Origin of the sequence: Sphingomonas sp. NFR15 (genome assembly GCF_900103265.1) — a bacterium.
In the GTDB taxonomy this organism is placed as follows: Bacteria; Pseudomonadota; Alphaproteobacteria; order Sphingomonadales; family Sphingomonadaceae; genus Sphingomonas; species Sphingomonas pollutisoli.
In genome coordinates, this window is sequence record NZ_FMWX01000001.1 from 618,430 (window position 1) to 642,970 (window position 24,541).

Genomic DNA, 24,541 nt, shown 5'->3' on the forward strand with positions numbered 1-24,541 from the left:
TCGATGACCGACACCGCGAAACTGAGTGTAGCCGGCAAGGACGTTGAGAACGCGGTGATTTCGGGCACGGTCGGCCCGGACGTGATCGACATCCGCAAGCTGTATGCGCAGACCGGAATGTTCACCTACGATCCCGGCTTCACCTCGACGGCGAGTTGCGACTCCGCGATCACCTATATCGACGGTGACCAGGGTGTGTTGCTGCACCGCGGCTATCCGATCGGCCAGCTCGCCGAACAGTCAAGCTTCATGGAGACCTGCTACCTCCTGCTCAACGGCGAGCTTCCCTCGGCCGACGAACTCACCAAGTTCGAATATACGATCAGCCGCCACACCATGCTGCACGAGCAGCTCGCGACCTTCTATCGCGGCTTCCGCCGCGACGCGCATCCGATGGCGGTAATGTGCGGCGTGGTCGGCGCGCTGTCGGCCTTCTATCAGGATTCGGCCGACGTGTCGGACCCGATGCAGCGTATGATCGCCAGCCACCGGCTGATCGCCAAGATGCCGACGATCGCGGCGATGGCGTACAAATATTCGATCGGCCAGCCGTTCATGCACCCCAAGAACGACCTGAGCTACACCGGCAACTTCCTACGCATGACCTTCGGCGTCCCCGCCGAGGAATATGAGGTCAACCCGATCGTCGAAAAGGCGATGGACCGCATCTTCATCCTCCACGCCGATCACGAGCAGAACGCCTCGACCTCGACCGTCCGGCTCGCCGGCTCGTCGGGCGCCAACCCGTTCGCGTGCATCGCGGCGGGCATCGCCTGCCTGTGGGGTCCGGCGCATGGTGGCGCCAACGAGGCCGCGCTCAACATGCTCCGCGAGATCGGCACGCCCGACAAGATCCCGCACTATATCGAGCGCGCCAAGGATAAGAACGATCCGTTCCGACTGATGGGCTTCGGGCACCGCGTCTACAAGAACTACGATCCGCGCGCGACGGTGATGCAGAAGACCGTGCGCGAGGTGTTCGCGTCGCTCAACGTGACCGATCCGGTGTTCGAAACCGCTTTGCGGCTCGAGGAGATCGCGCTCAACGATCCGTATTTCATCGAGAAGAAGCTGTTCCCGAACGTCGATTTCTATTCGGGCATCATCCTTTCGGCGATCGGCTTCCCGACCACGATGTTCACCGCGCTGTTCGCGCTCGCGCGCACCGTCGGCTGGGTCGCGCAGTGGAACGAGATGATCTCGGATCCGGCGCAGAAGATCGGCCGGCCGCGCCAGCTCTACACCGGCGCGACGCAGCGCGATTACGTTCCCCTTGCGACCCGCTGACGCGCTCCGCATCGTCCTCCTCATCGCCGGCGCGCTCGCGCTGGCGATGGGATTGCTGTGGATCGGCCAAGGTCTCGGGGTGATCCGTTGGCCGGCATCGAGCTTCATGATCGATGCCCGACGCTGGGTACTCTACGGCGCGGTCCTCGTGGTCGCGGGCGGTTTGCTGATCCTTCGGAACCGCCGCCCGCGGCGGTGATCGCTCACAGCCAACCCAAGCGCCGGAACCGCCAATAGAGCACGGCGCATACCCCGACGATCACCGCCAGCGTCAGCGGATAACCCCATACCCATTTCAGTTCGGGCATATGCTCGAAATTCATCCCGTAGATGCCGGCGATCGCGGTCGGCACCGCCAGAATCGCGGCCCAGGCCGCTAGCTGACGGGTGATCGCGCCGGTGCGCTGCCCTTCGAGCAGATTGCTAAATTCGAACACCGACGTCAGCACCTCGCGCAGCCCTTCGACCATTGATTGTACGCGACGGACATGGTCGAGCACGTCGCTGAAATAGGGCCGCGCATCAACGTCGATACATGGCAGATCCAGCCGCACGAACTTGCCCGCAACCTCCCCCATCGGCACCAGAACACGCTGAAAGCGCATCAGCTCGCGGCGCAGCGCGAAGATCCGCGCGACCTCGTCGCGGTTGAGAAACGCGTCGATGGCGCGGCGCTCCATCGCGATCACCTCTTCTTCGATCGTCTCTACGATCGGCAGATAGCCGTCCGCGATGAAATCGAGGATAGCATGCAGGACGTAGTCGACGCCCTGCGCGAGCAGCGTCGGCGCCTTTTCGAGATTGTCACGCAACGACAGATGTTTGCGCGGCGAGCCGTGGCGCACGCTGATGATGTGGCTGTGCCCGACGAAAATCGACGTCTCGCCATAAATGATCTTGTCGCCTTCCAGGTGCGCGGTGCGGGCGACGACGAAAAGCTGGTCGCCATAGACATCGACTTTCGGAAGCTGGTCGGCCTTCAGCGCATCCTCGATCGCGAGCGGATGAAGATTATACGCCTTCTGCAGGGTACGCAGTTCGGCTTCGTCGGGTTCGGCGATGCCGATCCAGACGAACTCCGATTTGTTGTGCGCGCAATCGACCTTCTCATCGATGTCGATCTCGCGCACTTTTTTGCCGTCACGGTAGAGGTAGGCGGCAATCACGCTCATCGACGGGCCTTTGGAAACAGCGGTTTGGTGCGCGGTAGCAGAACACGTGCGCGTCGCTCAATCATCGACGCGGCGCTTTGGTTGCGGCATAGGCGGGCGATGCCGCGCGAGATCACCGCTTATTCGAACCCGCTCATCAAACGCGTGCGTGCGCTGCGCGAGAAACGTCATCGCCGCGAAGAAGGGCTGTTCCTCGCCGAAGGGCTGCGCATCCTGACGGAAGCGCGCGAGAGCGGCCGCCTGCCGATCTACCTTTTCTTCGCGCGGGACAGCGCGGCGCATCCGCTGGTGCGCGCCCTCATCGCGGACGTCGAGGCGGCGGGTGGCGAGGCGATCGAGACCGTGCCCGACATCCTCTCCAAGCTGTCGGGCAAGGACAATCCGCAGGCCGTGGTCGGCGTCTTCGAGGAATTCGCGGCCGAACTGACCAAGCTCGATCGCGGCGCCGCCAAAATCTGGCTGGTCGCCGAGCGGCTGCGCGATCCCGGCAATCTCGGCACGATCCTGCGTACCGGCGACGCGGTCGGCGCGGGCGGACTGATCCTGATCGGCGAGTGCGTCGATCCGTTCTCGCTCGAAGCAGTGCGCGCGAGCATGGGCGCGCTGTTCACCGTGCCCATCGTTCAAAGCGGCTGGGCGGACTTCCTGACGTGGCTGCGCGCCGGCCCCGGCCAACTCGTCGGCCTCAGCCTCGACACCGATCAGCATTATCGCGAAGCGGACTACACCGCGCCGACATTCCTTCTCACCGGCAACGAAGCCCAAGGCATGCCGGACGACTATGCGAAAGCCTGTGACCTGCTCGTGAAGATCCCGATGCTCGGCAAGGCCGACAGCCTCAATGCCGCCGTCGCGACGGCTGTGATGGCTTATGAGGTGCTCGCGCGCGCCTGACGTGGCGCGAGGCGCGCGCGGCTTGGCTCACACGGCGTCGTGCGGCACCGTCTTGGGCTCGGGTGCCGGCGCCGTCACGGGCGTAGGCGCGGTGCCGAACTTCGGCGCGGTGCCGCAATCGCCGGAGCTTTGTGACACGACCTTCGGCTGCGCGCCCGCACCGTAAGACGTCATCTGATAGCTTTGCGTGCAACCGCCACCCTTGCCGTCACCGCTGCTATACGACGTGAACGAATAGCTGACCGTACCGCCGGCAGGTAAGCTGTTGAGCGCGGCCCGATCGATCTTGCCGTTCGTTGGTGCGGCGCGCTGCATCGCCGCGACCTGTTGCAACATCGCGTCGCGCTGACGATCCATATCGGCGAACATCTGGTCGAACGAGGCGAACGACGCGATCGGATCGAACAGCGCGACCGGCATCGACTGGGCGACGGGGACGAGCACGACCTTCGGCGCGACATCGCCGACATAGCGAACATGCGCGACCGATCCGTCTGGAAGGTTCACGTCCATCATGTGCATCGCGCGGTCGGCGGCGAGCGCACTGCCCGCGAGCGCGGCGGTGCCGATCCCCGCCAGGGCGATCTTCGCAAACAGGTTCATGAGAATGCCTCCTCAGTGCTTGAAGAACCGCATGGAATGTATTCCGCGAAGCTGAACGGCCGATGAAAGCAACGTCGCGCCGCGTCGGACGTTGTGGGTGTCTCGGGGCGATCGAAGGAACGGACCATGCACGTCGAATATGCGGTTCTCGCCTGGGGGTGCGTCCTCGGCTTCATCCACATCTTTGGCGCCGCGCAGGTGCGGACTGCGCAGCTCGGCATGGCGTGGAACGCCGGCCCGCGCGACGCACCGATGCCGCCGCCGACGCCGCTGGGCGGCCGGCTCGCACGCGCGCAGGCGAACTTCTTCGAAACGTTTCCGATCGTCGTCGCGGCGGTGGCGCTGCTCGGCATCACCGACATCCACACGCGCTGGACCGCGATCGGCGCGGTCGTGTGGCTGGTCGCGCGGATCGTCTATATCCCGCTGTATGCGGGCGGGATTCCCTATCTCCGCTCGCTCGTGTTCCTCGTCAGCGTGGCGGGAATCGTGATGATGCTGTGGCCGGTGCTGGCGGCGACGCTCTGAACCTTATTGCGTCGCCTTGCCGGTCCACCGGTCGAGCCAGCCGAGCACCTCATGATACCATTGGCGGCTTTCCTTGGGCTTCTGCACCCAGTGGCTGCCGCCGGGGAACACGACCAGCCGCGAGGGCACATCGCGGCGCTGGAGCGCGGTGAACGCGGCGATTCCCTGCGTATAGGGGATGCGGTAATCGCCTTCGGAGGTGATGACGAGCTGCGGCGTCTTCCATGCGGTGACGTGGTTGACCGGGTTCCACTTCTCGAACGCCTGCGGGTCTTCGTAATAGGGATGCCCGCCATGCTCCCATTCGTCGAACCAGAGTTCCTCGGTTTCATACGCCATCGCGCGCGCATCGAACACGCCGTCATGCTGGACGATGCATTTGAACCGATCGGGCCAATTGCCCTCGATCCAGTTCATCATATAGCCGCCATAGGACGCACCGAGCGCGCAGGCGTTGTCCCCGTCGAGCCAGCCGAACGTCTCGGTCGCCGCCTTCAATCCGGCCTTGAGGTCTTCGAGCGGCCAGCCGCCCCAATTGTTGCGGATCGCGTCGGTGAACGCCTGTCCGTAACCGGTCGAACCGTGGAAATCGACCGCGACGAGGCCATAACCAGCACCCGCGAACACCGCCGGGTTCCAGCGGTACGACCAGCTATTGTTGCTCGATCCCTGCGGTCCGCCATGCACCATATAGGCGAGCGGCACCTTGCCCGTGGCGTCCGCCGGCTTGACCGCATAGCCCCAGACTTTGTCGTTGTTCGCACCGGTGAAGCTGAAGCGCGTGACGCTCGGCATGTCGATGCCGGCGAGCTTTTGGGCGTTGACGTTGGTCAGCCGCACCGGCTTCTTGCCGGCCAGCATCCAGAAGTCATCCGGGGCGGTCAGGCTGTTCATCGCATAGATGAGCCCCTTGGCGGTGGGCACCACGGCAGAGACATTGCCCTGCCCGGTCAGCCGCGTGACCTTGCCGGTCGCGGGATCGACCGACCAGATCGGATTTTCCTGAATATCCTCGGCGGTGACGATCAGCTTCTTGCCGTCGCGCGTCCAGGCGATCGACTCGATCGAACGATCCCACCCCTCGGTCAGCGCACGCACCTGTCCGGTGGCGAGATCGCGCAGCATCAGCACTTGCCGATCGGCTTCATAACCCGCGCGCTTCATCGCCGCGTAGGCGAGCCACTTGCCGTCCGGCGAAACGGCGGGGATCGTGTCGGTGGCGGGATTGCCCTCGGTCAGATTGACCGGCGCGCCCGACCCATCGGCAGGCGCGGCGTAAATGTCGAGATTGGTCGAAAGCGGCTCCTTGGCGTCGCCCTTGCGCAGCGCGAAATAGACGGTCTTGCCGTCCGCGCCCCAGGCGATCTCGCTGCCGTCGCCGAACGGCTTGGACGGCGCGTCGCCGGCCAGACCGTGCTCGATCGCGACGCCATTACCTTTCGCACCCGCTGCCGTCAGCGGCAGCACGAAAAGCTGTGAGCGCAGTCCCTCATACCAGCTCGCCCAGTGGCGCACGAACAACTGGTCGAAGGTACGGCCATTGCCGGCGCGCGAGTCCTTCTTCACCATCGGCACTTCGAGGCTCGGCGCGCCGACCCGGCGGTCGGCGTAGATCAGCAGCTTGTCGCCGGTCGGCGCGACCAGGAAGCCGCCCATGCCACCCTTGAAGTCGGTCAGTCGCGATGGCGCGCCGCCCGTCACCGGCACCGACCAGACGGCGTCATCGCCACCTTTGTCCGACTGGAAATAGACCGTCTTGCCGTCGCGGGAGAATTGCGGCGCGGTTTCGTTGACATCCACCTCGGCGACGAGCTTTTCGGGCTTGCCCCCCCGGGTGCCGAGGTCGAGCCGCCACAGATCGAAGCGGCCCGTATCGGCATCAAGGTCGGTTTCGCGCTGCTGCCACACCAGCCAGCGTCCGTCGTCGGACACGGCGGGGGCCGATACACGCGACAGCGCGATCACGTCGTCGATGGTGAGTTGGCGGGCGGCGACGGGCGCCGCGGTGACGGCGAGCAACGCGGTGCCCGCGGCGAGGAGCTTCTTCATGCGCCCGGTAAAGCAGAGCGCCGGGCGCTCCGCAACGCGCTTTAGCGGCCCTGGCTCGTGATGCGGGCGATCTCTTTGGCGACCATCTGCTCGACCATCGCGGGCAGGTGCGCATCGAGCCAGTCGCGCAGCATCGGCCGAAGCATCTCGCGCACCATGCCTTCAAGCGTGTCGGAGCCCGAGACCTCGGGCTTCACGATCAGCCGCGACAGCGCATCGAGCGTGGCGTTCTCGGCACCGGGCGACAGCAAGGGTTCGGCGGGCGCCTCGGCCTTGGCGAGCGCGTCGGCGAATTGGACCGGGGTCGGCTCGGGCGCGGTCATCTCGGCAGGCATCGGCTCCTCCGCCTCGTCATCAGCACCGTACGCGACCGCGTCGCTTAGCTCGAGCACGTCGTTCGGCTGGGTGAGCGGCAGCGGACGACCGCCCGCCGGGCGCAGCGGGCGACGATGACGCGCGGCGCCGACATCCCCTTCCTCGGCGATGATGCGTTTGATCGAGGAAAGGATGTCCTCCATCGATGGCTCGGAGCTGATATCCCCCATTGCGATCAACCTTTTCGCCCCGGCACCTTGGTTAACGTTTTCTGACCGCGCTGTCTGTGGGATTTGTGGCAGGGCTGTCAACTGGTGTATCGAGAAACGGATCGAGCGGCTTGGTCACGATCGCGGTCTGCGGCGGGGTCGCGGTGGTGCGGGTCGCGACCGGCTTGGGTGCGGGCGCCGGCGCATAGTCCCAGATCGTATGGCTGACGCGCTTGTAGTTGACGACCGGATCATAGAGCGCGCCGCCGTCCAACCCGAGATCACGCGCCTCGGCCTTGCCCATCGCGGCGAGCAGCGAGAAGCCGGCGACATAGGCGTCGCGCTGCGCGGAGACGAGCGTGATCTGCGAGTTGAGCAATTCCTGCTCGGCATTGAGAATGTCGAGGATCGTACGGCTGCCGACGCTGTTCTCGGCGCGCACGCCTTCGAGCGACAATTTGTTGGCGTTGACCGCCGCCTCGCTCGATGCGATCACCTGAAGCGAGGACTTCCAGATCGCATAGGCCGATCGCGCCTGCGCGATGACGTTGCGCTCCACCTCGGTGACCTGCTCGATCGCCTGCCCGCGCCGCGCCTGCGCCTGCCGGATTTGCGCGGTCGGCCCCCCGCCCTGATACAGCGGCAGATTGAGCTGCACGCCGACCGTCGCCGACTTGCCCGTCTGCGTCAGGCCGAACTGCGTGCCCGAGCCAAGCGAGTCGAAATAGTTGAAGTAGTTCCCGCTCGCGATCGCGCTGACGCGCGGCAACCGCGCAGCGGCTGCGGTGCCGACGTCGTACACCGTCGCGTCGCGGCTCTTCTGCGCGGCGAGAAGCGCGGGATTGTCCTTGAGCGCGACATCGACCGCGACTTCGGGATCGGCCGGCAGATTGGGCAAGGCCGGCGGCTCTTCGAGCTTGCCCGGCGGCGTGCCGACGAAGCGGATGTAGCTCTCGCGGCTCGCGATCAACTGCGCCTGCGCGCTCTGCAACTGGCTGCGCGCGAGCGCGAGCCGCGCTTCGGACTGGGCGACGTCGGTGCGCGTCAAGTCGCCGACCTGGAACCGGTCACGGCTGGCTTGGAGATTGACCTCGAGCACATGGACGTTCTGCGCGTTGAGCGAGACGATCACCTCGTCGCGGATCACGTCCATATACGCGCCCACCACCGAGCTGAACACGCTCGCTTCGGTGTCACGCAGCGACAGGCGCCCGGCATCGACGCGGGTCTCCGCCGCGCGGATCGAACTGCGGATACCACCGCCCGCGTAGAGCGGTACCGAAAGCTGCGGCTGTATGCCGATCTGGCGCTTTGGATTGGAAAGCGTGTTGGCGTCGTTGTAGACGTTTTCGCTATATTGCATGGCCGCGTTGGCGGCGGGCAGCCCCTGTGCGCGCGCGATCGGGACATTCTCATCGATCGCGCGGACATTGGCGCGATCGGCGGTGAGCGTGGGATTGGTGTTATACGCCTTGGCCAGCGCCTCGCGGAGCGTTTCGGCACCAGCCGGCGCAGCGGCGAGCAGCAACCCCGCGCCGGCAAGAGATAGGGAATATCGCATTGCCGGCGGGGAGCCCTGTCAGAAGGAGAAGGTTTTCGGGCGTGCGAAGCCCGGCAGCGGTACGCATTCGACATCGGCGAAACCGACCAGACCGAAGCCGCCCGCCGTGCGCCGGCCCGAGCTGAGCCGGGTAACGCCGCGATCACTGATGCCGGCGACGGCACGGCCGCCGGGGCGGACCTGCGCGACGATCGCATCGGGTACCTGCTCGACCGCGCCGTCGATCACGAGAACGTCATAGGGCGCGCCGGCGGCGTGGCCCGCCTCGAGCGGCCCCGTCACCACGGTGACGGAGGGATAGTCGGCGAGCGCGGCGCGAGCGTCCGCGGCGAGCGTCGCGTCACTCTCGACCGCGACCACCGAGGCGACGAGTTGCGCCAGCACCGCCGCCGTGTAGCCGCCCGCCGCACCGATCAGCAGCACGCGATCGGTCGGTTCGAGATAGGCTTCGGTGAGCAGCCGGCCGGTCGCGATCGGCACGTTCTGGAAACGGCCGTGGCCGAGCGGCACGGCGGTGTCGCGATATGCGATCTCGGCGGCGCCAGCGGGCAGGAACGCCTCGCGCGGCACGCGGTCCATCGCGGCGACGACGCGCGGATCGTTGACCGCGTTGGGCCGCAATTGGCTCGCGACCATCGCGTGGCGCATGGTCTCGTAGGTCGGTTGAGATGCCGTCGAAGTCATAACGCCCCTGTCGCATAACTGTGTTGCTTATGCAATGCACTTGTCGAGATTGCCGCTTGTATCGTGGTGGCAGGGCGCCGCCAAGCCACGCGCGGATTTTTCGCAACGCGCGGTTGACTTGCGCGCGCGCTCCGCACAAATGCCCGCCTCCGGCCCGATGGCGGAGTGGTGACGCAGAGGACTGCAAAGCCTCCTCGAATCGGCGCAAGTCCTCACAAGTTGGCAGTTTTCCCGGTCTGTTCCACCAACGGTTTTCCGTGGGTTTTGACACCGACTGCAAACTCGCATTTTCCCGTTTCAGCCTGCCCTGCCCCCGATTCGCGCGGGGTGCATCCTGATGGCCGCGCTCACGGGTTTCGTCGCTAGCGCCGCGCTCGCGTTCACGCCGATCTATGACGATGGCCTGTTCATCGACGGGTTTGCCGGAGGTGGCGGCGCATCGACCGGCATCGAGCAGGCCATAGGCCGCTCGGTCGATATCGCGATCAATCACAGCCCCACCGCGATCGCGATCCACAAGGCCAACCATCCCGAGACGGAGCACCACTGCCAGGATATCAAGGCAGCGTGGCCGCTCGCCGTCACGAGGATGCGTCGCGTCGCCGGCGCCTGGTTCTCGCCTGACTGCAAGGAATTCAGCAAGGCGAAGGGCGGTCCGGTCAAGGATCGCAGCATCCGCGCCCTGTGTTGGGAAGTCGTCGCTTGGCTGAAAGATGTGCGCCCGACGTGCGGCTATCTCGAGAACGTCGAGGAGTTCGAGTACGCGGCGCCGCTCGATAGCAACGGCGTGCCCATCGCCGGCCAGGAAGGCCGCGAGTTCAAGCGTTTCGTGAAGGCCATCCGCGCGCTCGGCTACCGCGTCCAGTGGCGTTTGCTCAAGGCGTGCGATTATGGCGCACCCACGAGCCGTAAACGGCTCTACATGGTGATGCGGTGCGACGGTCTGCCGATCGTTTGGCCCAAACCGACGTACGGTGCGCCCGGCTCGACCGGCGTGCGCAGCGGGAAGCTGCTGCCGTACCGCACCGCCGCCGAGTGCATCGACTGGACGATCGCCTGCCCGTCCATCTTCGACCGCGTGCGGGAACTCGCCGATGCGACCAAGCGCCGGATCGCCCACGGCGTCATGCGCTATGTGGTGAACGCGGCCGAGCCGTTCATAGTCCCGGTGACGCATACGCAGTCGAGCCCGCGCACGAACGCCGTGTCGAAGCCGCTACCCACCATCACGACCGCCAACGGCGGAGAGTTCGCGGCAGTGGACGTGACGGTCGCGCCGCACATTACCAAGTTCCGCACCGGATCGGTCGGCTCCGACATGGGCGCGCCGATGCCGACGGTCACGGCGAACGGGGAACCGGCCCGACCGGCTGGTGCCAGCCCGCTCGGCATGGTCGAGGCGCTGCTCGCGCCGCATGTTATGACGAACCGCAATGCCGCGAAGCCGTTCACGGCTGGCAACGAGCCGACCCATACGATCACCGCTGGCGGCGCCCATCAGAACGCGGTTGCTGCGTCGCTGGCGCCGATCATCGTCAATACTGCGAATAGCAAGACGACCGGCAGAGGGCCCAACGCATGGAGCGCCGAGGAGCCGACGCGCACTCAGACCACTGCATCGAGCTTCGCCAATGTCACCGCATTCCTGTCTAGCTTTTACGGCAGCGACAAGGCGAACGGCGGCGGTGAAGCGCACCAGCCCGCGAAGACGATCCGCGCGGGCGGCCAACATCACGCCGTCGTCACCGCTCACCTCGAGCAGGCAAACGGGGGTCCGCGAAACCGCAACAGCGCAGGACGTGACGCCCGCCGACCACTCAGCACTGCCACCACCACGGGATCGCAGCAGCGCATCGTCCAGACGACGATGGTGGAGGAAGGTGATCTGCCTTCCGAGATGATGGATCGAGCCGTGAAGGTCGCAGCCTTCTTGGTGAAGTATTATGCCACCGACGGCGAGAACGAGGGGGCGCAGATCCAGCCCGTCGACCGCCCGCTCGGCACGATCACCACTAAGGCGCGCTTCGCGGTCGTCACGGTGACGATCGACGCGAAAACCTACGTCATCGTCGACATCGGCCTGCGGATGCTCAAGCCGCGCGAGCTGGCCAACGCGCAGGGCTTCCCGCCCGATTATGTGCTGGACCCGATCGTCCGCAAGTTCCTGCGCGGCAAGTGGGTCGAACGACGCCTCACCATCGCAGAGCAGATCAACGCGATTGGCAACAGCGTTTGCCCTCCCGTCGCCCGCGCCCTCGTCGCCGCGAACCAGCCCCGCGCGCGGCAAAGGATGGCAGCATGAGCGGTCCAATCGCCGAACCGCTGTACCAGCCCGTCGCCTGCGTCTGTGGCGCTCAGTCAGAACCGCCCGCCCCCTGCGACAGTCTCCCGTGCTGGAATTGCAAGGACGGCGTAATGCGTCCGTGGGAGCCGGCGCGACCGAAATGGAAGGTCGGCAACACGGGGAAAAATCGATCGAACCCTTGCACATCAACGATTTGATGCCCTACTTCTGCCGCATGAAACCACGCGTCTTTGTTGCATCGTCAGTAGAACACCTGGATCTCGCCTATGCGGTGCAAGAGGGATTGGAGCACGACGCCGAGATCACTGTTTGGTCTCAGGGCGTATTCTTGCCTTCGCGTAACACGATGGCCTCACTTGTCGACCAGTTGGATGAGACCGACTTCGCGATCTTCATCCTCGCGCCGGACGACGTCACCGAAATGCGGAGCGGATCGGTGGCGACCGTCCGCGACAACGTCATTTTTGAGCTTGGATTATTCGCAGGGCGGCTCGGACCAGAGCGATGCTACCTCGTCGTTCCCAGAGGGAATGACGAACTCCACCTCCCCACGGATCTACTCGGAATCACGCCGGCACAGTACGAGCCCAATCGCCAAGACGGCAACCTTGTTGCTGCCCTCGGTCCAGCATGTAACCGCATTCGTAAGAGCATGAAGCAACTCGGCGCCTTAGCTCCAGCACATTCGGTTTCGGATGAACCGATCTCAACCGACGAAGCGTCTGACCTGGTCTCAGATCCAAATGACTGCCTTTCCTTAATACAATCTTGGATGGGGGCAAGGCCGTCTACCGACAATACACGCGTGATACGCTACGCGGATGTAGATCGCGACTTACGATTAGAATCTGGGTCAGCCAGGAAATATATCAAAACCGCCGCGCAGCGCTGGGATTATATCGTTGAGCGCGAAGGGCAAGACACCATCTTATTTAAGAATGCGCCCGATACGTATAGCTTTTAATCCCTAGTGTGGGCCTTCTCCACGGCCAAAGTATAGCGTCAGAATTCATCCCCCCTAGGCCCTGCCTGGTACGTGAGCTGAGAGGCTGCTCACAATAGGCGAGCAGACCGGCGCGATCAGCAATAGCGTCTCTCCGCCAGTCGCCCGCGCGCTAGCGGCGGCCACCCAGCCGGACATCGCGGGGAGGGTCGCGGCGTGATGGCTCTGGCTTATCAAGGCACCCCGGCGCCGCCGCTCAATCCAAATAATGGCACCTTTTATTCGCGATCGAAATCACTTGCCCGCTGCTCCACTTCGGAGTCGCCATTTTGAAGTATCCGTAAATTACGGATTCCAAGCCGCATCGCGACGGGATAAATTATCGTGTTCTGCTCAAACAAGAAAAGATCCTTTGATCGCTGCCTAGTAAATCCCTTCATGTTATCAGAGTCGATAACGTCCATCGCGTGATCTGAAATGACATGAGCTTCCCGTTCATCCCGCGATATATTTCCTTGCACTAGCCTCGCTCTAAATTCTGCCGCACTCGTGGGCTCAATCAAAAACCGAGCGCCTTGATCTCCACGATCAATTTTCGGTAGCTTCAGATACATGAAGGCGTCCGACGAAAATGTTCGAAGAAGATTAGTTCCCGACATTGGGTGCGTGTCATCAGCGCGTCTAGCCAGAGCCAACATCAACGCCTTAACTCGAGCGGCGCGAAGATCACTCTTCACCTCTGCAATACTTCTCACCGCTGGCGGCTCGCGAAGAGACCATTCAAAAGCGCCTACCATCACAAAATTGCGAAGATCGGTTATCGCACTCTCAGATTGACGGCCGGTACCACCGAACAGCTCGGAGTATGTCGAGAGCCAAACCCAGTCTACAAGTTCTTCAGCGAATGCTTCAAATTCACGATGTTGAAGCGACGTGGCAATTGCAACGATTTGGACGCGATAAGGAACCAAAGCTGGGTCTGTTATCCCAAATTTCTTCCGAAAGAATCTCGCGGTGTTTGCAATCCCTGCGAAAGTTAGATCTAGAGTCTTCGGATCGTCCCTCAACCTCCTGCTAACTTCATCAGGATTTGTCTTGTAAATGTCCGCTCCAAGGTTCAATTTAAGACAACGAAGAACGATATCTGAGTCGATTTTATGCCATCTCAACGGCGAAAGAAGCTCGTTTCGTAAGTCTTGATCGCGTTTCAACAGATCAAAAACAGGTGAGTAAGTGAGTGCATTGAGCATATGCAACTCACTCATATCCGCCCCACGACTATTAACGCGCTCGAAGCTCTTAGTAACAACTTCCAGACTTGCACTGTTCAACGTTATGATAGGAACTTTATACTCACGAAACGCAGAAGCAACTTCATCTGCCAAATCGATACGCTTCTCTTTTCCGTCCCCTAATCCACGTTGAAACCTCAAAAGTTCCCTGCTATTTAGCAGGATACTAATTGGTAGATAGCGATACGGATCGGCCTTGAAATCGCTCGGGTCAATGTCAACTCGGCGTTTGAAACGCTCAGACTCGTCCTCGACATCGAGGTCTGCGTATACGACGAAATCCCTCATCTCGATGTCGCGCTCATCATCGTAACTCACCCAACTCTCGGTCGCCCGAAGTGCGCCGTAGAGCGTTGAGATGCGCTGCACGCCATCCATCAGATAACGCGTTTCACCCACCGCCTTATCCGTTGGGAGTTGGTGAGGCCCCAAGCTACTGTAACAGCCGACCTCGTCATTCGAGGTCGCCCATATCATAAGCGCCCCAATCGGCAGGCCAGCGAATATGCTCTCGAAGAACTCTTTTCTTTGCGTCCAACTCCAGACGAGCGGTCGCTGAAATCGCGGAACGCGGATGCGACCTTGCGCGATATCGTCCAATACCGAGGTCAGGAAAACGACCGTTGGGTCGGCCGAAAATGTGTCACGCATAAGGAACCCTTACCCAGTCTGTGATCGCCTCTAGCGTATTCTGCACACCAACATCCATTCCCTCCGCATCTATCCAACCTCGAATTTGCTCGAGGTACTTCTCAAATTGCTGAGCAATATTATTTGAAATTCCATTTCGCAGTGAAATCTTGTCGCGCTGCGAAACGCTCGCATAAAAATCTTTGACCTGCTGCGATTCTGGCTTTGGCCATCCAGATTTTAGGTGATAGTGATAGCGCTGCTCGACATTCATTCTTTTGTACGCGTCGACGGCTGCGCGCCGCATCGGTCGCCTGTCGCTTTTTGCGCCATCTGCCCAGCTCCACAATGCCTTGAGCGGAAGATAATTCTCGATTGCTCTTCGACTGAGGCAATGGTGCGAAATACCGGCAGCTTGGCAAAAACTCGCCATCGCGTTCGCGCTCGCGCTTCGATGGCCTGGAACCTCTCCGTCACTGTCGAATAGCACCCAACTGTCGAGCGGACCAGAAGCTCCTCGAGCAACTTGCGCCTCGAGCGATGCTCGAAGTTCGTCCAAGCCCCCGCGGCTGGAAAACTCAACCACCCCTCGCCGCTCGAAATCAAGAAACATCTCACGCAGGTCGCTGGCCATCATAGCCAACCAAAAATATCGATCATTTCGATCGTTCTCGACCCAAAGCCGTTTAGGTCGGTCCAGCAGCCTGAGAACCTCGTCCAACGGAAGTTGAATTTGATCTATATTATCGAAATTGCGTCCCGTTGTCGCCACAATCGATCGAAGTCGAAACACTGCTGCGTCACGAACAGCCCAATCTGTTGCATTGAGCCAGTCGACCTTCCGACTCTGTGATAACTGATTGAACCATTCACTACTTTTCACAGCCACCGGATCTATCGCATCTACGTAGCATTTAAGCTCCCTCGCTCGATCAAGCAGAACTTCAAGATTTCTCCAATGAGCATCCTCAGCGATTAGTTCACTGTGAATCAGGATACGCATCTTATTCAATGAGCCGAAATTCTTAGCTTGGACAAACGCCTCGCCTGGTCGACCGCCTCTCGAAATACCCCCTGTGGCCAGCCACCATGCGGAAAGCCTTCCTCATCGAATCTTATCGGGCGGAGATCAGAACCTTCAGGGCCACTCGTCACCCAATATACTATAGCATCTTCTGGTTTGAGCCGCTTCTCGACGATCGCGATCTGAAGAGCCAGAAGCATACTTTCCGAATGGGTTTCGATAACATGCGAAGCTTTTGAGCCCTGTTCAACACACGAGATGATCTCGTCGGCTAGGTGAACTGTAGCTGCGGGATGGAGGTGCAACTCAGGCTGCTCAAAAGCCAGGATAGGTGCAACCCCGAGTTGACCCAACATCGCCTGATGGCACAACGTCACGACCGGTAGAGCTTGCGCAATGCCTTCGCCAACGTCCCTGACGGCTACATGCATACCCGACGCCCCAAGTAAGTTGAACGGATACAACTGTCGATTGAACGCGACCGCTCCATCGGTCTTTGCGAACGTCAACTCGGATTGGCAGGTCTTCATCAACCAAGCAGACACAGCCTCTGCGGCACCATCTTTTGCCTCGAAGCTCAGCCGAAGCACCTCAGCAACCCCCGAGCCGTCCGACTGAACCCTCGCATCCATACCCGGAAGCAACTCATAGAACCGCGGCACAGTTGCCCTTACAGCGCCTAACCAATGAACAGAATTACCAAACAAATCTAGCTGATGATTGAGCTGAAACAAGACGAGGTGATCATCGGGATCGTCACATCTTGCCGGAGCAAGGCCACGAAAATCCCATTTTGTAGCGTTACCTCCGCTTCTTACATCGTAAGATGATTTTATCTTAGTGTCTAATATTGTTCCTTCAAACCCAGAATCTCTTGTAAGTATTTTGAAACTGGACATGCACTCGCCCAATTCACCTAAACTCGCGATATCAAACTCATAACTGATGCCGCCCCAGTTCAACTTAAATGTAAGCACCAAGGCTCCCTTCCTATTCGAAAGGTCTTGGAACCTCGCGTCGCGCAGTGCGGGAGATTTATAATCTAGGATCGTGGCACGTGGCCCCATTTGCCGCCTCTGGGCTGCTCCGGCGAGGATCGGCAGAAGGCGAAGGGCAGCACTTTTTCCGGCGCTATTCAGACCGAACAGAAGCGTTAGCGGCCTCAGCTCTAAAGTCTGCGCCTTGTTAAAAGCGCGATACCGAGAGAATTCGATACTCTCGAGGCGGCCGGAAATGCTCATCAATGTACCCTCTGTGCGGCAGAGAGACATATGCAGAAACCGAGACACGCGCCACCCAATAGGGCGTGGCTCCCCGCGCTCGCGGCACATGCAGTTAGATACCCGACCAGCCTTAAGTGACCTCACGACTAGCAACATAAAAAAAGCGATATACCTCACCAAGTTGAGCGTATTGCCTCAACATTGGTTCAACGTGTATGCCAATATCTGACTAACCTAAAATTGAATACGCCGCGCACCTCAAAATAAAGGGGCCCTTAACCGCTTTGGCCCGCCACTTTTATTACCTAGGACCCGTGATCTACCGTACTTTTTACTTGCAATGATGGATTATCTGCGCCCATATCCAAGTCGTCGAGGCAGTGACGCCACGGCATAGGAGCCCGACCGGGCCGACTAGGACAGGGACAACGGGGCGGGCCCGGTGCTCGCCCCTACTCCCAAGCGGAGAACGCAAGATGATCGATACCACCACCGCACGGCTTATCGCCTCAACCGATATGATGCTCGCCGCCGCGCGCCGCGATACCGCCCCCAAGGGCAAGCCCCGCATCGTGCCAACCATCGCAGCCATGTTCAGCGGCAAGGGGGCCTAGGACGATGGACGCACCTCGTACCGTCCGTCAGATGCGCAACCGACCGACATCGTACGAAGTCGGCTTATACGACCGCGCAACGGGCGCCATGTTGAAACGCCTGGCATTCACCCCGCGGCGTACCAAGGGACAGTTGCTGAGCATTGCGTGCGCCAATAGCGCCGCAATCACCGCGATCGAACCCGATGCTGACACCATGACATACACGAACGGATCGTGGTGCACGGCTCGGCTAAGGATCGCGTGGACGGGAAACACCGAGCGTGATTGCGCGTGCGCCATGGAGATCGCAGCGTGACCGCCCCTTTCGACACTCTCGCGCTGGCGGAGGCGCTCAAGGGCACCCCCTTGGGTAAGGATGGCGCGGAAGCCGTGGCGCGTGCTATGGCTGACGTTGCAATGGCAGACGTAGCAACGAAGCGCGATCTTACCGAGCTGGGTGACCGGCTTGAACGCGCCATGCTCCGTCAGACGATAGCCCTCGGTGGCATCGTCGCGGCGATCGCCGCCGTTGCGACCACCGTCCTAAAGCTCCTCTCCTAAGGCGAAACGTCGCGGCCCGCCGCAAGCGGGTCGCGCACGTCCGGGCGCGGTGAGCGTGCGCCCGCTGATGATGCCTGCTCATATGAAGGGACTAGGACACCATGACGACCCAGACCAACACCGCAGCCGTGTCGCTTATCAAGCGCGTCGATCTGACCAAGCGCGCCCCCATCGCAATGCCAATCATCGCCACCGTCGCCATGGGCGCCCGCCCGGCGCGCCGCCCCCGCCACGGATAAGGCGAAACGCGCGGCGCAAGGTCGCGCGTCTGGCGGAGCAGCCCACGCCGCCACTGACGAGCCGGGCATACGAAGGGACTAGGACAATGTTTGACGCAATCGAGAACGCTTTCCCCCACCTGATCCGCGCCATCCGCCGTGCCAACGGCATGACGCATATGGAAGCCGTCGGCGTGATCTATGCCCACCGCTACGGCGATGGGTGCGGCGGGGTAATCCGTCGCGCCGTGAACGCGCGCCACTACCGCCTCGCCCTCAAACTCGCAGCGTAAGGGGGTGGTGCCCGTGGCCTACCAGAACGAAGCCGCCGCCGCATATGACGGCATGATTGCCGCGCTCGCGCAGCCCCTCACCCATCCGGCGCACCTCGCGCTTGACCGGGCCTGCATGGCAAAGCGGGGCGGCATCTATGGCGGGGTGCACCTCGAGACGGCCGCTTGCCTGTGGGAGGCGGTGCTCGACCTCGAGCAGATCGACGCAGGCGACCTCTCCACGCCCGAACAGATCCGCGCGCAGGCTATCCACGACTGCCGCGCCGCCATCGGGTCCAGCCACCTACGACTAACGGTCGTCGGCTGGACCGATGCCGTAGATGCGGCGTGGAAAGCCGTTGACGATCCGACCGGCAATGCGCCGGGCCAATACACGGAAAGCTTCGATTGGGACTTCGTGCCCGGCTGGATCATCGCCAACGTCGATTGGAGAAACCCGCACGGGCCGACGATTAACCCGCCCGCGCCCCCCGCGCCGCCACCGCCAGCCGCTGAGGCCGGCGCGCCGGCGCCGCGAATCAGTAGCGCGCACGGGATCGTCGTCACCTGCCCTAAGTGCGGATCGCCGAACGTGTGCTGCGATGCCGCCGCGCGCTGGGATATCGAGGCTCAAGACTGGGTGCTTGCCGGCGCACACGACGCCAAGACGTGTGAAGACTGCGGACACGATTCGGACGCTTTCATCGAAACTGCACTCGACGCGCTCACCCCCGCGCAAAATGCCGTCGTTTTCAACGAAGCGGAGCGCTGAACGATGGCCTTCCTCAGCACGCCCGATCTACGGAAGCTGCAAGACATGGTGATGGCCGGGGACGAGATTTCCCGCGCCATAGCAATCGGTATCCTCACCAAGGCCGCCGACGGGATCGCAGACGCGAGTCTGCGGGAGCAAGCTTTCGACCGGTACGCCACCGACGAAATCGAAATCGACGACGAACCCGCCACGTCCCCGGCCAACAATGGGACATGGGTCGCAGCGTGGGTGTGGATCGAGCAGCCCGATTCGGACGCCTGCGCGACGTGCCGCGATGCGATCGAAGCGCGGCTCCTCCCCTGCGATGAATGCGGCGCGCAAGACGAAGACGAATAGGCGAAACGCGCGGCCCCGCGCCGCGCGTCCGGAGGGATGGCCCGCCCCTCCGCTGATGAGCCGGGCATATGACTAGGATAGCACCCATGGAAATCGCATTCGCCAACAAGACGGCCGATCAGCAGCGCGCGCAGATCGAGGAGACCGCCCGCCGCTTGGTCGCAAACGAAGTACGCTATTGCGTGTCCGCGCTGGTAAGCACGCTCGCCGCGCGTGAATGGGACGGTAGCGACGGTATCGATCCGGACGATCTTTATCGTTTGGCCGAGCGCGAGCCGGACGCGGACGACTACCGCGACGCTGCGCGCGAAGCTGGGGTGTTCGATACGCCCGCCAAGCCTGGCGGCGGGGCTCGCTCGCTCGTGGTCGAGCGTGACCAGTTCAAGGTGTGGTGCTTCGTGACGACCGACGAAGACGGCGACGAGGACGATCGCGGCACTAGCGACGACGGAACAGAGGTAGGCGCGTGGCGGGCGGCATTCGATTCGCTCGACCTCGACCGCCCACAGGGCTCGGAAGCGTATGAGCACTGGCTAGTTTCGGACTGGATGGCCGACAAGCTGGCCGCCGCCGGCGAGAGCGTAGCCCGCGATGTCGCCGGCCTCACCATTTGGGCGCGGTGCACCACCGGTCAGATGATCGCGGCAGATGCCGTAATTGAACAGATCGCCCGCGAAGTGTTGGAGGCGTAACCGTGGCAACCGCACGCGAGCACACCCGCACCATCATCACCGCCACGGACTCGGCTTGGGATGCAATCCGCTATTTCAACGGCCGCGTTTACAACGGGCATGGCGAGCTGAGCGACCCGAGCTACGCCCGCTCCCAGCTTCGGGACGCAAAGCGCAACATAGAAATCGCGATCGCAGCCATCGACGCGGCCGGCGACGTGGGCTGGACCAAGCACGACGATTGACGGCGAAACCCCCGCCCGTGGCGAACGGGCGGGGGTCGCGCGGGACTGGCCGAACCGCGCCTGATGAGCCGGCCATAGGACACGACACCATGAAGAAATCGAAGATCCATCAGCCCGGCGAAGCGGCACCCTATGCGGACGCTGCCGCCCGCCAGTATCTCGAATGGCTGGCAGACCGGCGCGGCATCACCGTGCCCGAGGGCGCAATCTTCCGCCTTGATGGCGTGTGGTCGAGCTATGGCAAAGGCGCTGTGTTGCTCGTCGCCATGCCCGGCTATGGCGTGCCCGATGTCGTCACAATGGAAACGCTCGACGATTCGGGCGCGGTGATCCGGTCGCAGCCGGTCGCAGTATCGCCCGCCGGCGCAATTTCGCTGCGGGCGGATCAGGTGCAAGCCGCCACCGGCCTCGCGAAGGTGCGCCAGCCCCGCCCCGCGAAGCGCCGCCCTACGCTCGACCCGCGCCGCGCCCTGAGCATGTCGGCCGAGGAGATGGCGGCGTATTGCGCCGCCCACCGTGGCGATTCGCGCGTCGCGGAGCAGCAGCACGGGCCAGCGGCTGAACCAATGCCCGCGCCTGCCCCTGATCCCGCGTTGGTGGAGCGAGCGGTCGAGCCCGTCGCCCCGTCCGCTGTGCCGGTCGAACAGCCCGCCGGGGATGTTGTGGCGGCGCTCCTCGATCGTATCGCCAAGCTCGAAAACGCGGTGGATGTGTTGCTCCTCCACGCGCTTGAGGTGGACACCCCCGCCCGTGGGAATGACACACCCCCCGCCGTGGAAAAAGAGCCCGCGCAAGTTGAGCCCAAGTTGCCGCGAGAGGCACGGATACGAATCGTTCGTCGCTATCTGGCCATGCGGGAGGAGCGCGAGCAGCTGCGCGCCCGAGTCGCTGAGCAGAACAGGCGCCTTGATACGCTGGCATGGGAGAATGACGCCGCCTTGGCTGATCTCGCAGCCGCGCAGACCCGCGCCGATCGCGCGGAGACGACCGTGCGCCATGGCGTCGACGAGATGCACGGGCGCGTGGTGAAGCTCGAACGCGATGTCTCCACCTGGCAGCGCCGGGCGGAACAGGCGGGATGGAAACCGCAACCGTTCCAGCTCGTCGCGCTGATGACGGGGAAACGGCCGGAGGCGGCAGCGTGACAGCGGAGATAATCCCCTTCCAGCCGCCGCCGCTCGCGCCGCGTAACCCGCGCTTCGTGCCCGGCCCGACGGAGGTCGTGCAGTTGGCCGGGATGTGGGATGGCGGCCCCCTCCCCGTGGGATGGGATGCCGAGGAGAAGATCGACGGCATCCGGTGCGCGTGGATCGAGGGACAGCTATACAGCCGCGAAGGGGCCGGACTTGAGATTCCGCACGTCGCCGCTGAGCTTGCGAGGCTCGAGCGCCGTTTCGGACAACGCATGATGGTGGATGGAGAGTATCAGGAGCCGGGCGGCTTCCTCGATACGCTTGCCTGGCACTCCTCCCGTGGCAAACGCAAGGCGACGGGCACGTTCCACCTGTTCGATGCTGTACCGCTCGACGACTGGCGCGCGGATGCCTGCGAGGAGCCGTTGACGGAGCGCAGGCGCTTCATCGCCGCCGCAATAGGCGATTGGGAGCCGCGGCACCTCCGCCGCGTCCTACCCTTGCCCGTGGGAAACCGTCGCGACGTCGAGGATCTTGCGGCGGCGGTGTGGGCGCGCGGTGGTGAGGGGCTGATGCTCAAGGATGGCGCCAGCCTCTACCGACGCGAGCGATCGACCTCCTGGCTCAAGGTCAAGCGCAAGCTGGCGCTGAGCGGTATCGTTCGCGAGGTTCTGCATGGCGGCAAGGCCCTCTCCGTGGAGATCGGAGGCCGGAAGGTGCGCGTTTCCTCGCAGCTGCGCCCCACCCCGTCCGCGGGAATGCACGTCTCGATTGAGGCGATGGAATGGAGTAGCACGGGCGCGCTGCGGCAAGGAATCGCCGTCGGCATAGGAAGGGACTAGGACATGGGCGACTACAGCAAGCAGCGGATGCAGGTGAACAACGCGCAGGATCTGCGCTTTGATGGTCAGCTGATCCAGGAATACTCGACGCAAAATCGCGACGGCACCAAGGATCGTTGGACAGAGATCCGCCTCTGGGAAACCGAGGGCGGCTCTTGGATCGTTGAACAGGTCGGCTGTTCGAAGCGCGCGGGCGAAAGCAACCTGCGCGACGCACTCGTGTTCGAGGAAGTTCGCAACGAGTTCGAGGAATCTGTCAGCGACGCCGAGGCGAAAGATTATCAGCGGGAGCTCCACGAAAAGGTTATGACCTTCCTCGGCTGGACCGCCGTGGCAAAGGCGTTCGCCAAGCAGGCCGGCTGGGAAGTGGTGCGTCACGTACCGTGAAGCCGGACCGAACGGAGGCGCAGGTGCGGGCGACGCTTGATCGCCTGCGTACCGAGCGCAACGTCAGCCTCGCGGCGCTGTCCCGCATGATCCGCCGCAACGAGGCGTATCTGCAACAGTTCGTGTCGCGCGGTACGCCTGCGCGCCTGGCCGAGGATGATCGCCGGATGCTGGCGATCTTCTTCAACATCGACGAGCGCGAACTCGGCGCGCGTGACCCCTGGGTGCCAGCTCAGACGCAGAAAAGCCGGGCAAGGGGATAACCCCCCTGCCCGGCCTCAGCTTACCAAACCGTTTCGTTTCGTGCGTTGTGAAAGTGTTGGCAATTCAGGCATCGCGCCCCAGCCGCTCCCTCAACTCACGTTTCGATCAGATCATCGACATAAGCTCGAACTCGGTTTCGTAACGTCCGGCCTTCACCCCGCCCGTGGCGTAGGGCAGCGTCTTGAACCACCCGAGGTACGTCTTCGCCTGGCGCGTGACCGTCGCCGCCGGGTCGAAGCACCAGTACGAGACGCCACGCTTGCCGAGCCCCTCCGCGAGCGGCCGGAACTTCTGTTCCCAATCCTCATCGCTGAGCCAGCCGAACTTGAGGTTGAGCGAGCGGAAGATGAGGCCAGCCGCTTCGTCGGGAACTCCCCACCTCGTCACATCGAGGGTGCCGAGGTCGGTCGTATCGAGCTTGAAGTCCTTGTCGTAGTAGGTGGCGGGCGTGAGCCGCTGTCCGAGGATCAGGCTCGAGGCGCTGAAATCGCCGGTGTGACCGCCGATGTCGATGCGCCAGTACCGCGCTACGATGGGCGCGCCGAGCATCAGGTGGGAATGGTAGAGACCGTCGCCGCGCGTGATCGCGGGATCAATGAAGGGGCGATCGCCGCTGTCGTAGAGCACTCCACCATTCCCCACCGGCGCATTGTCCAGGCGGAGGCGGATCGTCGTGCCCGGCAGCGCCGACGCGGCGATCAGCGCGCAGAAGTCGATCGATTGAGCGGCGCCGAAATCCCCCGATACCCACGCGTTCGCCGGCCCGTTGGTCTGCCAGATCAGGCCGATGTGCTTGGGATAGCCGAGATGCACCGCCGGCCGGCTCGCGCGCTGGTTGCCGGTAGCGATCGTGCCCAGCGCGAGCGGGACGACTGCGAAAGGAAGCTCGATCATGTCAGCCCCACGTCGTCAGGGTCGAGCGGTCACGCTCGAAGTCCAGGCCGATCTCAACGACGGCAGCCTTGCCGTTGACGCCTCGCTCCTCGTCCACGACCTTCGCCGTGGGGATTGCTGGGTCGACCGGCATGGACGACGGCAGAGCAACCGCGCCAGCGGCTACCATCGTCAGGCGGCGACGCTCTGCGGAGAGCAGCGCGAGACGCTCATCGCTCATCGCCTGTGCATCGATGACGCTGTCGAAGAAGGTCTCGATGGGGTCAGTCGTGTCGCGCGCCGTGGTGCCGTAGCGCCCGACCACCGTCGCGTCGGGACCCGAGATCGCGACGCGAAACTGTTGCAGGATAAAGCCGATCCGCGCGGGAGTGGCGGGCATAATTCCTCCATGATTGAGAACGGATAGATGTCCGGGGGCTTCCAGACGGGCCGCTCCGCGCGGCTCAGGACTGATCTCGCTCAACCTTGCTCGGCGGTGACGATCGCGAGAAGGTAGTGCGTTCCGAATCGACGCGCACGGAGATGGTCGATGAAAATCCGCATGATCCTGGACGTCGATGTTCCACTGTTCGCGGAAGAGCCGGACGACGATCCCGAGTTCACGCCCAGTTCGCAGCAGAATACGGCG

Annotated in this window: 30 protein-coding genes; 18 read left to right on the forward strand and 12 right to left on the reverse strand. The window is 62.8% G+C overall.

What is annotated here, in order from left to right; genetic code table 11:
- Positions 1 to 3 precede the first annotated feature (3 nt).
- Together BLS81_RS02860 and BLS81_RS02865 are read left to right on the forward strand one after the other, a co-directional pair.
- On the forward strand, positions 4 to 1,287 hold the full coding sequence (locus tag BLS81_RS02860; protein WP_093220443.1) for a citrate synthase: 1,284 nt from the start codon (positions 4 to 6) through the stop codon (positions 1,285 to 1,287).
- Positions 1,274 to 1,486 carry a hypothetical protein gene (locus BLS81_RS02865; RefSeq protein ID WP_093220445.1) on the forward strand — a complete coding sequence of 71 codons (213 nt, stop codon included), beginning with the start codon at positions 1,274 to 1,276 and terminating at the stop codon, positions 1,484 to 1,486. The genes BLS81_RS02860 and BLS81_RS02865 overlap by 14 nt, the downstream gene beginning before the upstream one ends.
- A 4-nt stretch (positions 1,487 to 1,490) precedes the next feature.
- Here BLS81_RS02865 and BLS81_RS02870 read toward each other — a convergent pair whose 3' ends face one another.
- On the reverse strand, positions 1,491 to 2,459 hold the full coding sequence (locus BLS81_RS02870; RefSeq protein WP_093220448.1) for a magnesium and cobalt transport protein CorA: 969 nt from the start codon (positions 2,457 to 2,459) through the stop codon (positions 1,491 to 1,493).
- Between the two features lie 99 nt (positions 2,460 to 2,558).
- Between BLS81_RS02870 and BLS81_RS02875 the strand changes: the two genes are divergently transcribed.
- On the forward strand, positions 2,559 to 3,353 hold the full coding sequence (locus tag BLS81_RS02875; protein WP_093220450.1) for a TrmH family RNA methyltransferase: 795 nt from the start codon (positions 2,559 to 2,561) through the stop codon (positions 3,351 to 3,353).
- Positions 3,354 to 3,380: 27 nt separating this feature from the next.
- On the opposite strand, the gene BLS81_RS02880 is transcribed toward BLS81_RS02875, so the two are convergent.
- On the reverse strand, positions 3,381 to 3,956 hold the full coding sequence (locus BLS81_RS02880) for a hypothetical protein (protein WP_093220453.1): 576 nt from the start codon (positions 3,954 to 3,956) through the stop codon (positions 3,381 to 3,383).
- A gap of 126 nt (positions 3,957 to 4,082) precedes the next feature.
- On the opposite strand from BLS81_RS02880, the gene BLS81_RS02885 reads away from it, so the two are divergent.
- Positions 4,083 to 4,484, forward strand: a complete 402-nt coding sequence (locus tag BLS81_RS02885) for an MAPEG family protein (RefSeq protein WP_093220456.1) — start codon at positions 4,083 to 4,085, stop codon at positions 4,482 to 4,484.
- Positions 4,485 to 4,487: 3 nt separating this feature from the next.
- Here BLS81_RS02885 and BLS81_RS02890 read toward each other — a convergent pair whose 3' ends face one another.
- The 4 genes from BLS81_RS02890 to BLS81_RS02905 are packed head-to-tail and all read right to left on the reverse strand — an operon-like array spanning position 4,488 to position 9,302.
- Entirely contained in the window at positions 4,488 to 6,533 is a 2,046-nt protein-coding gene (locus BLS81_RS02890) for an alpha/beta hydrolase family protein (RefSeq protein WP_093220459.1), read from the reverse strand.
- Positions 6,534 to 6,574: 41 nt separating this feature from the next.
- Complete coding sequence (locus BLS81_RS02895) at positions 6,575 to 7,078, reverse strand: DUF2497 domain-containing protein (protein WP_093220461.1); 504 nt, start codon at positions 7,076 to 7,078, stop codon at positions 6,575 to 6,577.
- Between the two features lie 31 nt (positions 7,079 to 7,109).
- Positions 7,110 to 8,618: a TolC family outer membrane protein gene (locus tag BLS81_RS02900; RefSeq protein ID WP_093220464.1), complete on the reverse strand. Its 1,509-nt coding sequence runs from the start codon at positions 8,616 to 8,618 to the stop codon at positions 7,110 to 7,112.
- A gap of 18 nt (positions 8,619 to 8,636) precedes the next feature.
- Positions 8,637 to 9,302, reverse strand: a complete 666-nt coding sequence (locus tag BLS81_RS02905; protein WP_093220467.1) for a protein-L-isoaspartate O-methyltransferase family protein — start codon at positions 9,300 to 9,302, stop codon at positions 8,637 to 8,639.
- A gap of 337 nt (positions 9,303 to 9,639) precedes the next feature.
- On the opposite strand from BLS81_RS02905, the gene BLS81_RS02910 reads away from it, so the two are divergent.
- Positions 9,640 to 11,604: a DNA cytosine methyltransferase gene (locus tag BLS81_RS02910; RefSeq protein WP_093220469.1), complete on the forward strand. Its 1,965-nt coding sequence runs from the start codon at positions 9,640 to 9,642 to the stop codon at positions 11,602 to 11,604.
- Between the two features lie 88 nt (positions 11,605 to 11,692).
- Positions 11,693 to 12,571, forward strand: coding sequence for a TIR domain-containing protein (locus tag BLS81_RS02915; RefSeq protein ID WP_143023274.1), 879 nt, complete (start codon positions 11,693 to 11,695; stop codon positions 12,569 to 12,571).
- A gap of 257 nt (positions 12,572 to 12,828) precedes the next feature.
- Here BLS81_RS02915 and BLS81_RS02920 read toward each other — a convergent pair whose 3' ends face one another.
- From BLS81_RS02920 to BLS81_RS02925, 3 genes are read right to left on the reverse strand one after another with little or no spacing between them, the layout of a single operon-like run.
- Positions 12,829 to 14,493, reverse strand: coding sequence for a DUF262 domain-containing protein (locus tag BLS81_RS02920; RefSeq protein ID WP_093220474.1), 1,665 nt, complete (start codon positions 14,491 to 14,493; stop codon positions 12,829 to 12,831).
- Positions 14,486 to 15,475, reverse strand: a complete 990-nt coding sequence (locus tag BLS81_RS20285; RefSeq protein WP_143023275.1) for a hypothetical protein — start codon at positions 15,473 to 15,475, stop codon at positions 14,486 to 14,488. The genes BLS81_RS02920 and BLS81_RS20285 overlap by 8 nt, the downstream gene beginning before the upstream one ends.
- 5 nt (positions 15,476 to 15,480) lie before the next feature.
- A complete protein-coding gene (locus BLS81_RS02925) occupies positions 15,481 to 16,737 on the reverse strand; it encodes an AAA family ATPase (protein WP_176786992.1) in 1,257 nt (418 codons plus the stop codon).
- 458 nt (positions 16,738 to 17,195) lie between these two features.
- On the opposite strand from BLS81_RS02925, the gene BLS81_RS20620 reads away from it, so the two are divergent.
- Entirely contained in the window at positions 17,196 to 17,333 is a 138-nt protein-coding gene (locus tag BLS81_RS20620) for a hypothetical protein (protein WP_176786993.1), read from the forward strand.
- Between the two features lie 27 nt (positions 17,334 to 17,360).
- Here the strand turns inward: BLS81_RS20620 and BLS81_RS20625 are convergent, their stop codons facing one another.
- Entirely contained in the window at positions 17,361 to 17,615 is a 255-nt protein-coding gene (locus tag BLS81_RS20625; RefSeq protein WP_176786994.1) for a hypothetical protein, read from the reverse strand.
- Between the two features lie 12 nt (positions 17,616 to 17,627).
- On the opposite strand from BLS81_RS20625, the gene BLS81_RS02935 reads away from it, so the two are divergent.
- The 11 genes from BLS81_RS02935 (at position 17,628) to BLS81_RS02980 (ending at position 23,018) form a co-directional block, all read left to right on the forward strand.
- Positions 17,628 to 17,876: a hypothetical protein gene (locus BLS81_RS02935; protein WP_093220482.1), complete on the forward strand. Its 249-nt coding sequence runs from the start codon at positions 17,628 to 17,630 to the stop codon at positions 17,874 to 17,876.
- A gap of 101 nt (positions 17,877 to 17,977) precedes the next feature.
- Complete coding sequence (locus BLS81_RS20630; protein ID WP_176786995.1) at positions 17,978 to 18,115, forward strand: hypothetical protein; 138 nt, start codon at positions 17,978 to 17,980, stop codon at positions 18,113 to 18,115.
- Positions 18,116 to 18,201: 86 nt separating this feature from the next.
- Positions 18,202 to 18,387 carry a hypothetical protein gene (locus tag BLS81_RS02940; protein ID WP_093220485.1) on the forward strand — a complete coding sequence of 62 codons (186 nt, stop codon included), beginning with the start codon at positions 18,202 to 18,204 and terminating at the stop codon, positions 18,385 to 18,387.
- Positions 18,388 to 18,400: 13 nt separating this feature from the next.
- Complete coding sequence (locus BLS81_RS20635; protein WP_176786996.1) at positions 18,401 to 19,138, forward strand: hypothetical protein; 738 nt, start codon at positions 18,401 to 18,403, stop codon at positions 19,136 to 19,138.
- Between the two features lie 3 nt (positions 19,139 to 19,141).
- A complete protein-coding gene (locus BLS81_RS02950) occupies positions 19,142 to 19,477 on the forward strand; it encodes a hypothetical protein (protein ID WP_093220488.1) in 336 nt (111 codons plus the stop codon).
- Between the two features lie 86 nt (positions 19,478 to 19,563).
- Positions 19,564 to 20,169 carry a hypothetical protein gene (locus BLS81_RS02955; RefSeq protein ID WP_093220490.1) on the forward strand — a complete coding sequence of 202 codons (606 nt, stop codon included), beginning with the start codon at positions 19,564 to 19,566 and terminating at the stop codon, positions 20,167 to 20,169.
- A gap of 2 nt (positions 20,170 to 20,171) precedes the next feature.
- Entirely contained in the window at positions 20,172 to 20,393 is a 222-nt protein-coding gene (locus tag BLS81_RS02960; protein ID WP_093220493.1) for a hypothetical protein, read from the forward strand.
- Between the two features lie 89 nt (positions 20,394 to 20,482).
- Positions 20,483 to 21,538, forward strand: a complete 1,056-nt coding sequence (locus BLS81_RS02965; RefSeq protein WP_093220496.1) for a hypothetical protein — start codon at positions 20,483 to 20,485, stop codon at positions 21,536 to 21,538.
- Complete coding sequence (locus tag BLS81_RS02970) at positions 21,535 to 22,368, forward strand: ATP-dependent DNA ligase (RefSeq protein ID WP_176786997.1); 834 nt, start codon at positions 21,535 to 21,537, stop codon at positions 22,366 to 22,368. The genes BLS81_RS02965 and BLS81_RS02970 overlap by 4 nt, the downstream gene beginning before the upstream one ends.
- 3 nt (positions 22,369 to 22,371) lie before the next feature.
- Positions 22,372 to 22,755, forward strand: a complete 384-nt coding sequence (locus BLS81_RS02975; protein ID WP_093220501.1) for a hypothetical protein — start codon at positions 22,372 to 22,374, stop codon at positions 22,753 to 22,755.
- Between the two features lie 23 nt (positions 22,756 to 22,778).
- A complete protein-coding gene (locus tag BLS81_RS02980) occupies positions 22,779 to 23,018 on the forward strand; it encodes a hypothetical protein (RefSeq protein ID WP_256326037.1) in 240 nt (79 codons plus the stop codon).
- Positions 23,019 to 23,124: 106 nt separating this feature from the next.
- On the opposite strand, the gene BLS81_RS02985 is transcribed toward BLS81_RS02980, so the two are convergent.
- Complete coding sequence (locus tag BLS81_RS02985) at positions 23,125 to 23,913, reverse strand: hypothetical protein (RefSeq protein WP_093220504.1); 789 nt, start codon at positions 23,911 to 23,913, stop codon at positions 23,125 to 23,127.
- A gap of 1 nt (position 23,914) precedes the next feature.
- Positions 23,915 to 24,292: a hypothetical protein gene (locus BLS81_RS02990; RefSeq protein ID WP_093220508.1), complete on the reverse strand. Its 378-nt coding sequence runs from the start codon at positions 24,290 to 24,292 to the stop codon at positions 23,915 to 23,917.
- Positions 24,293 to 24,541: the final 249 nt, after the last annotated feature.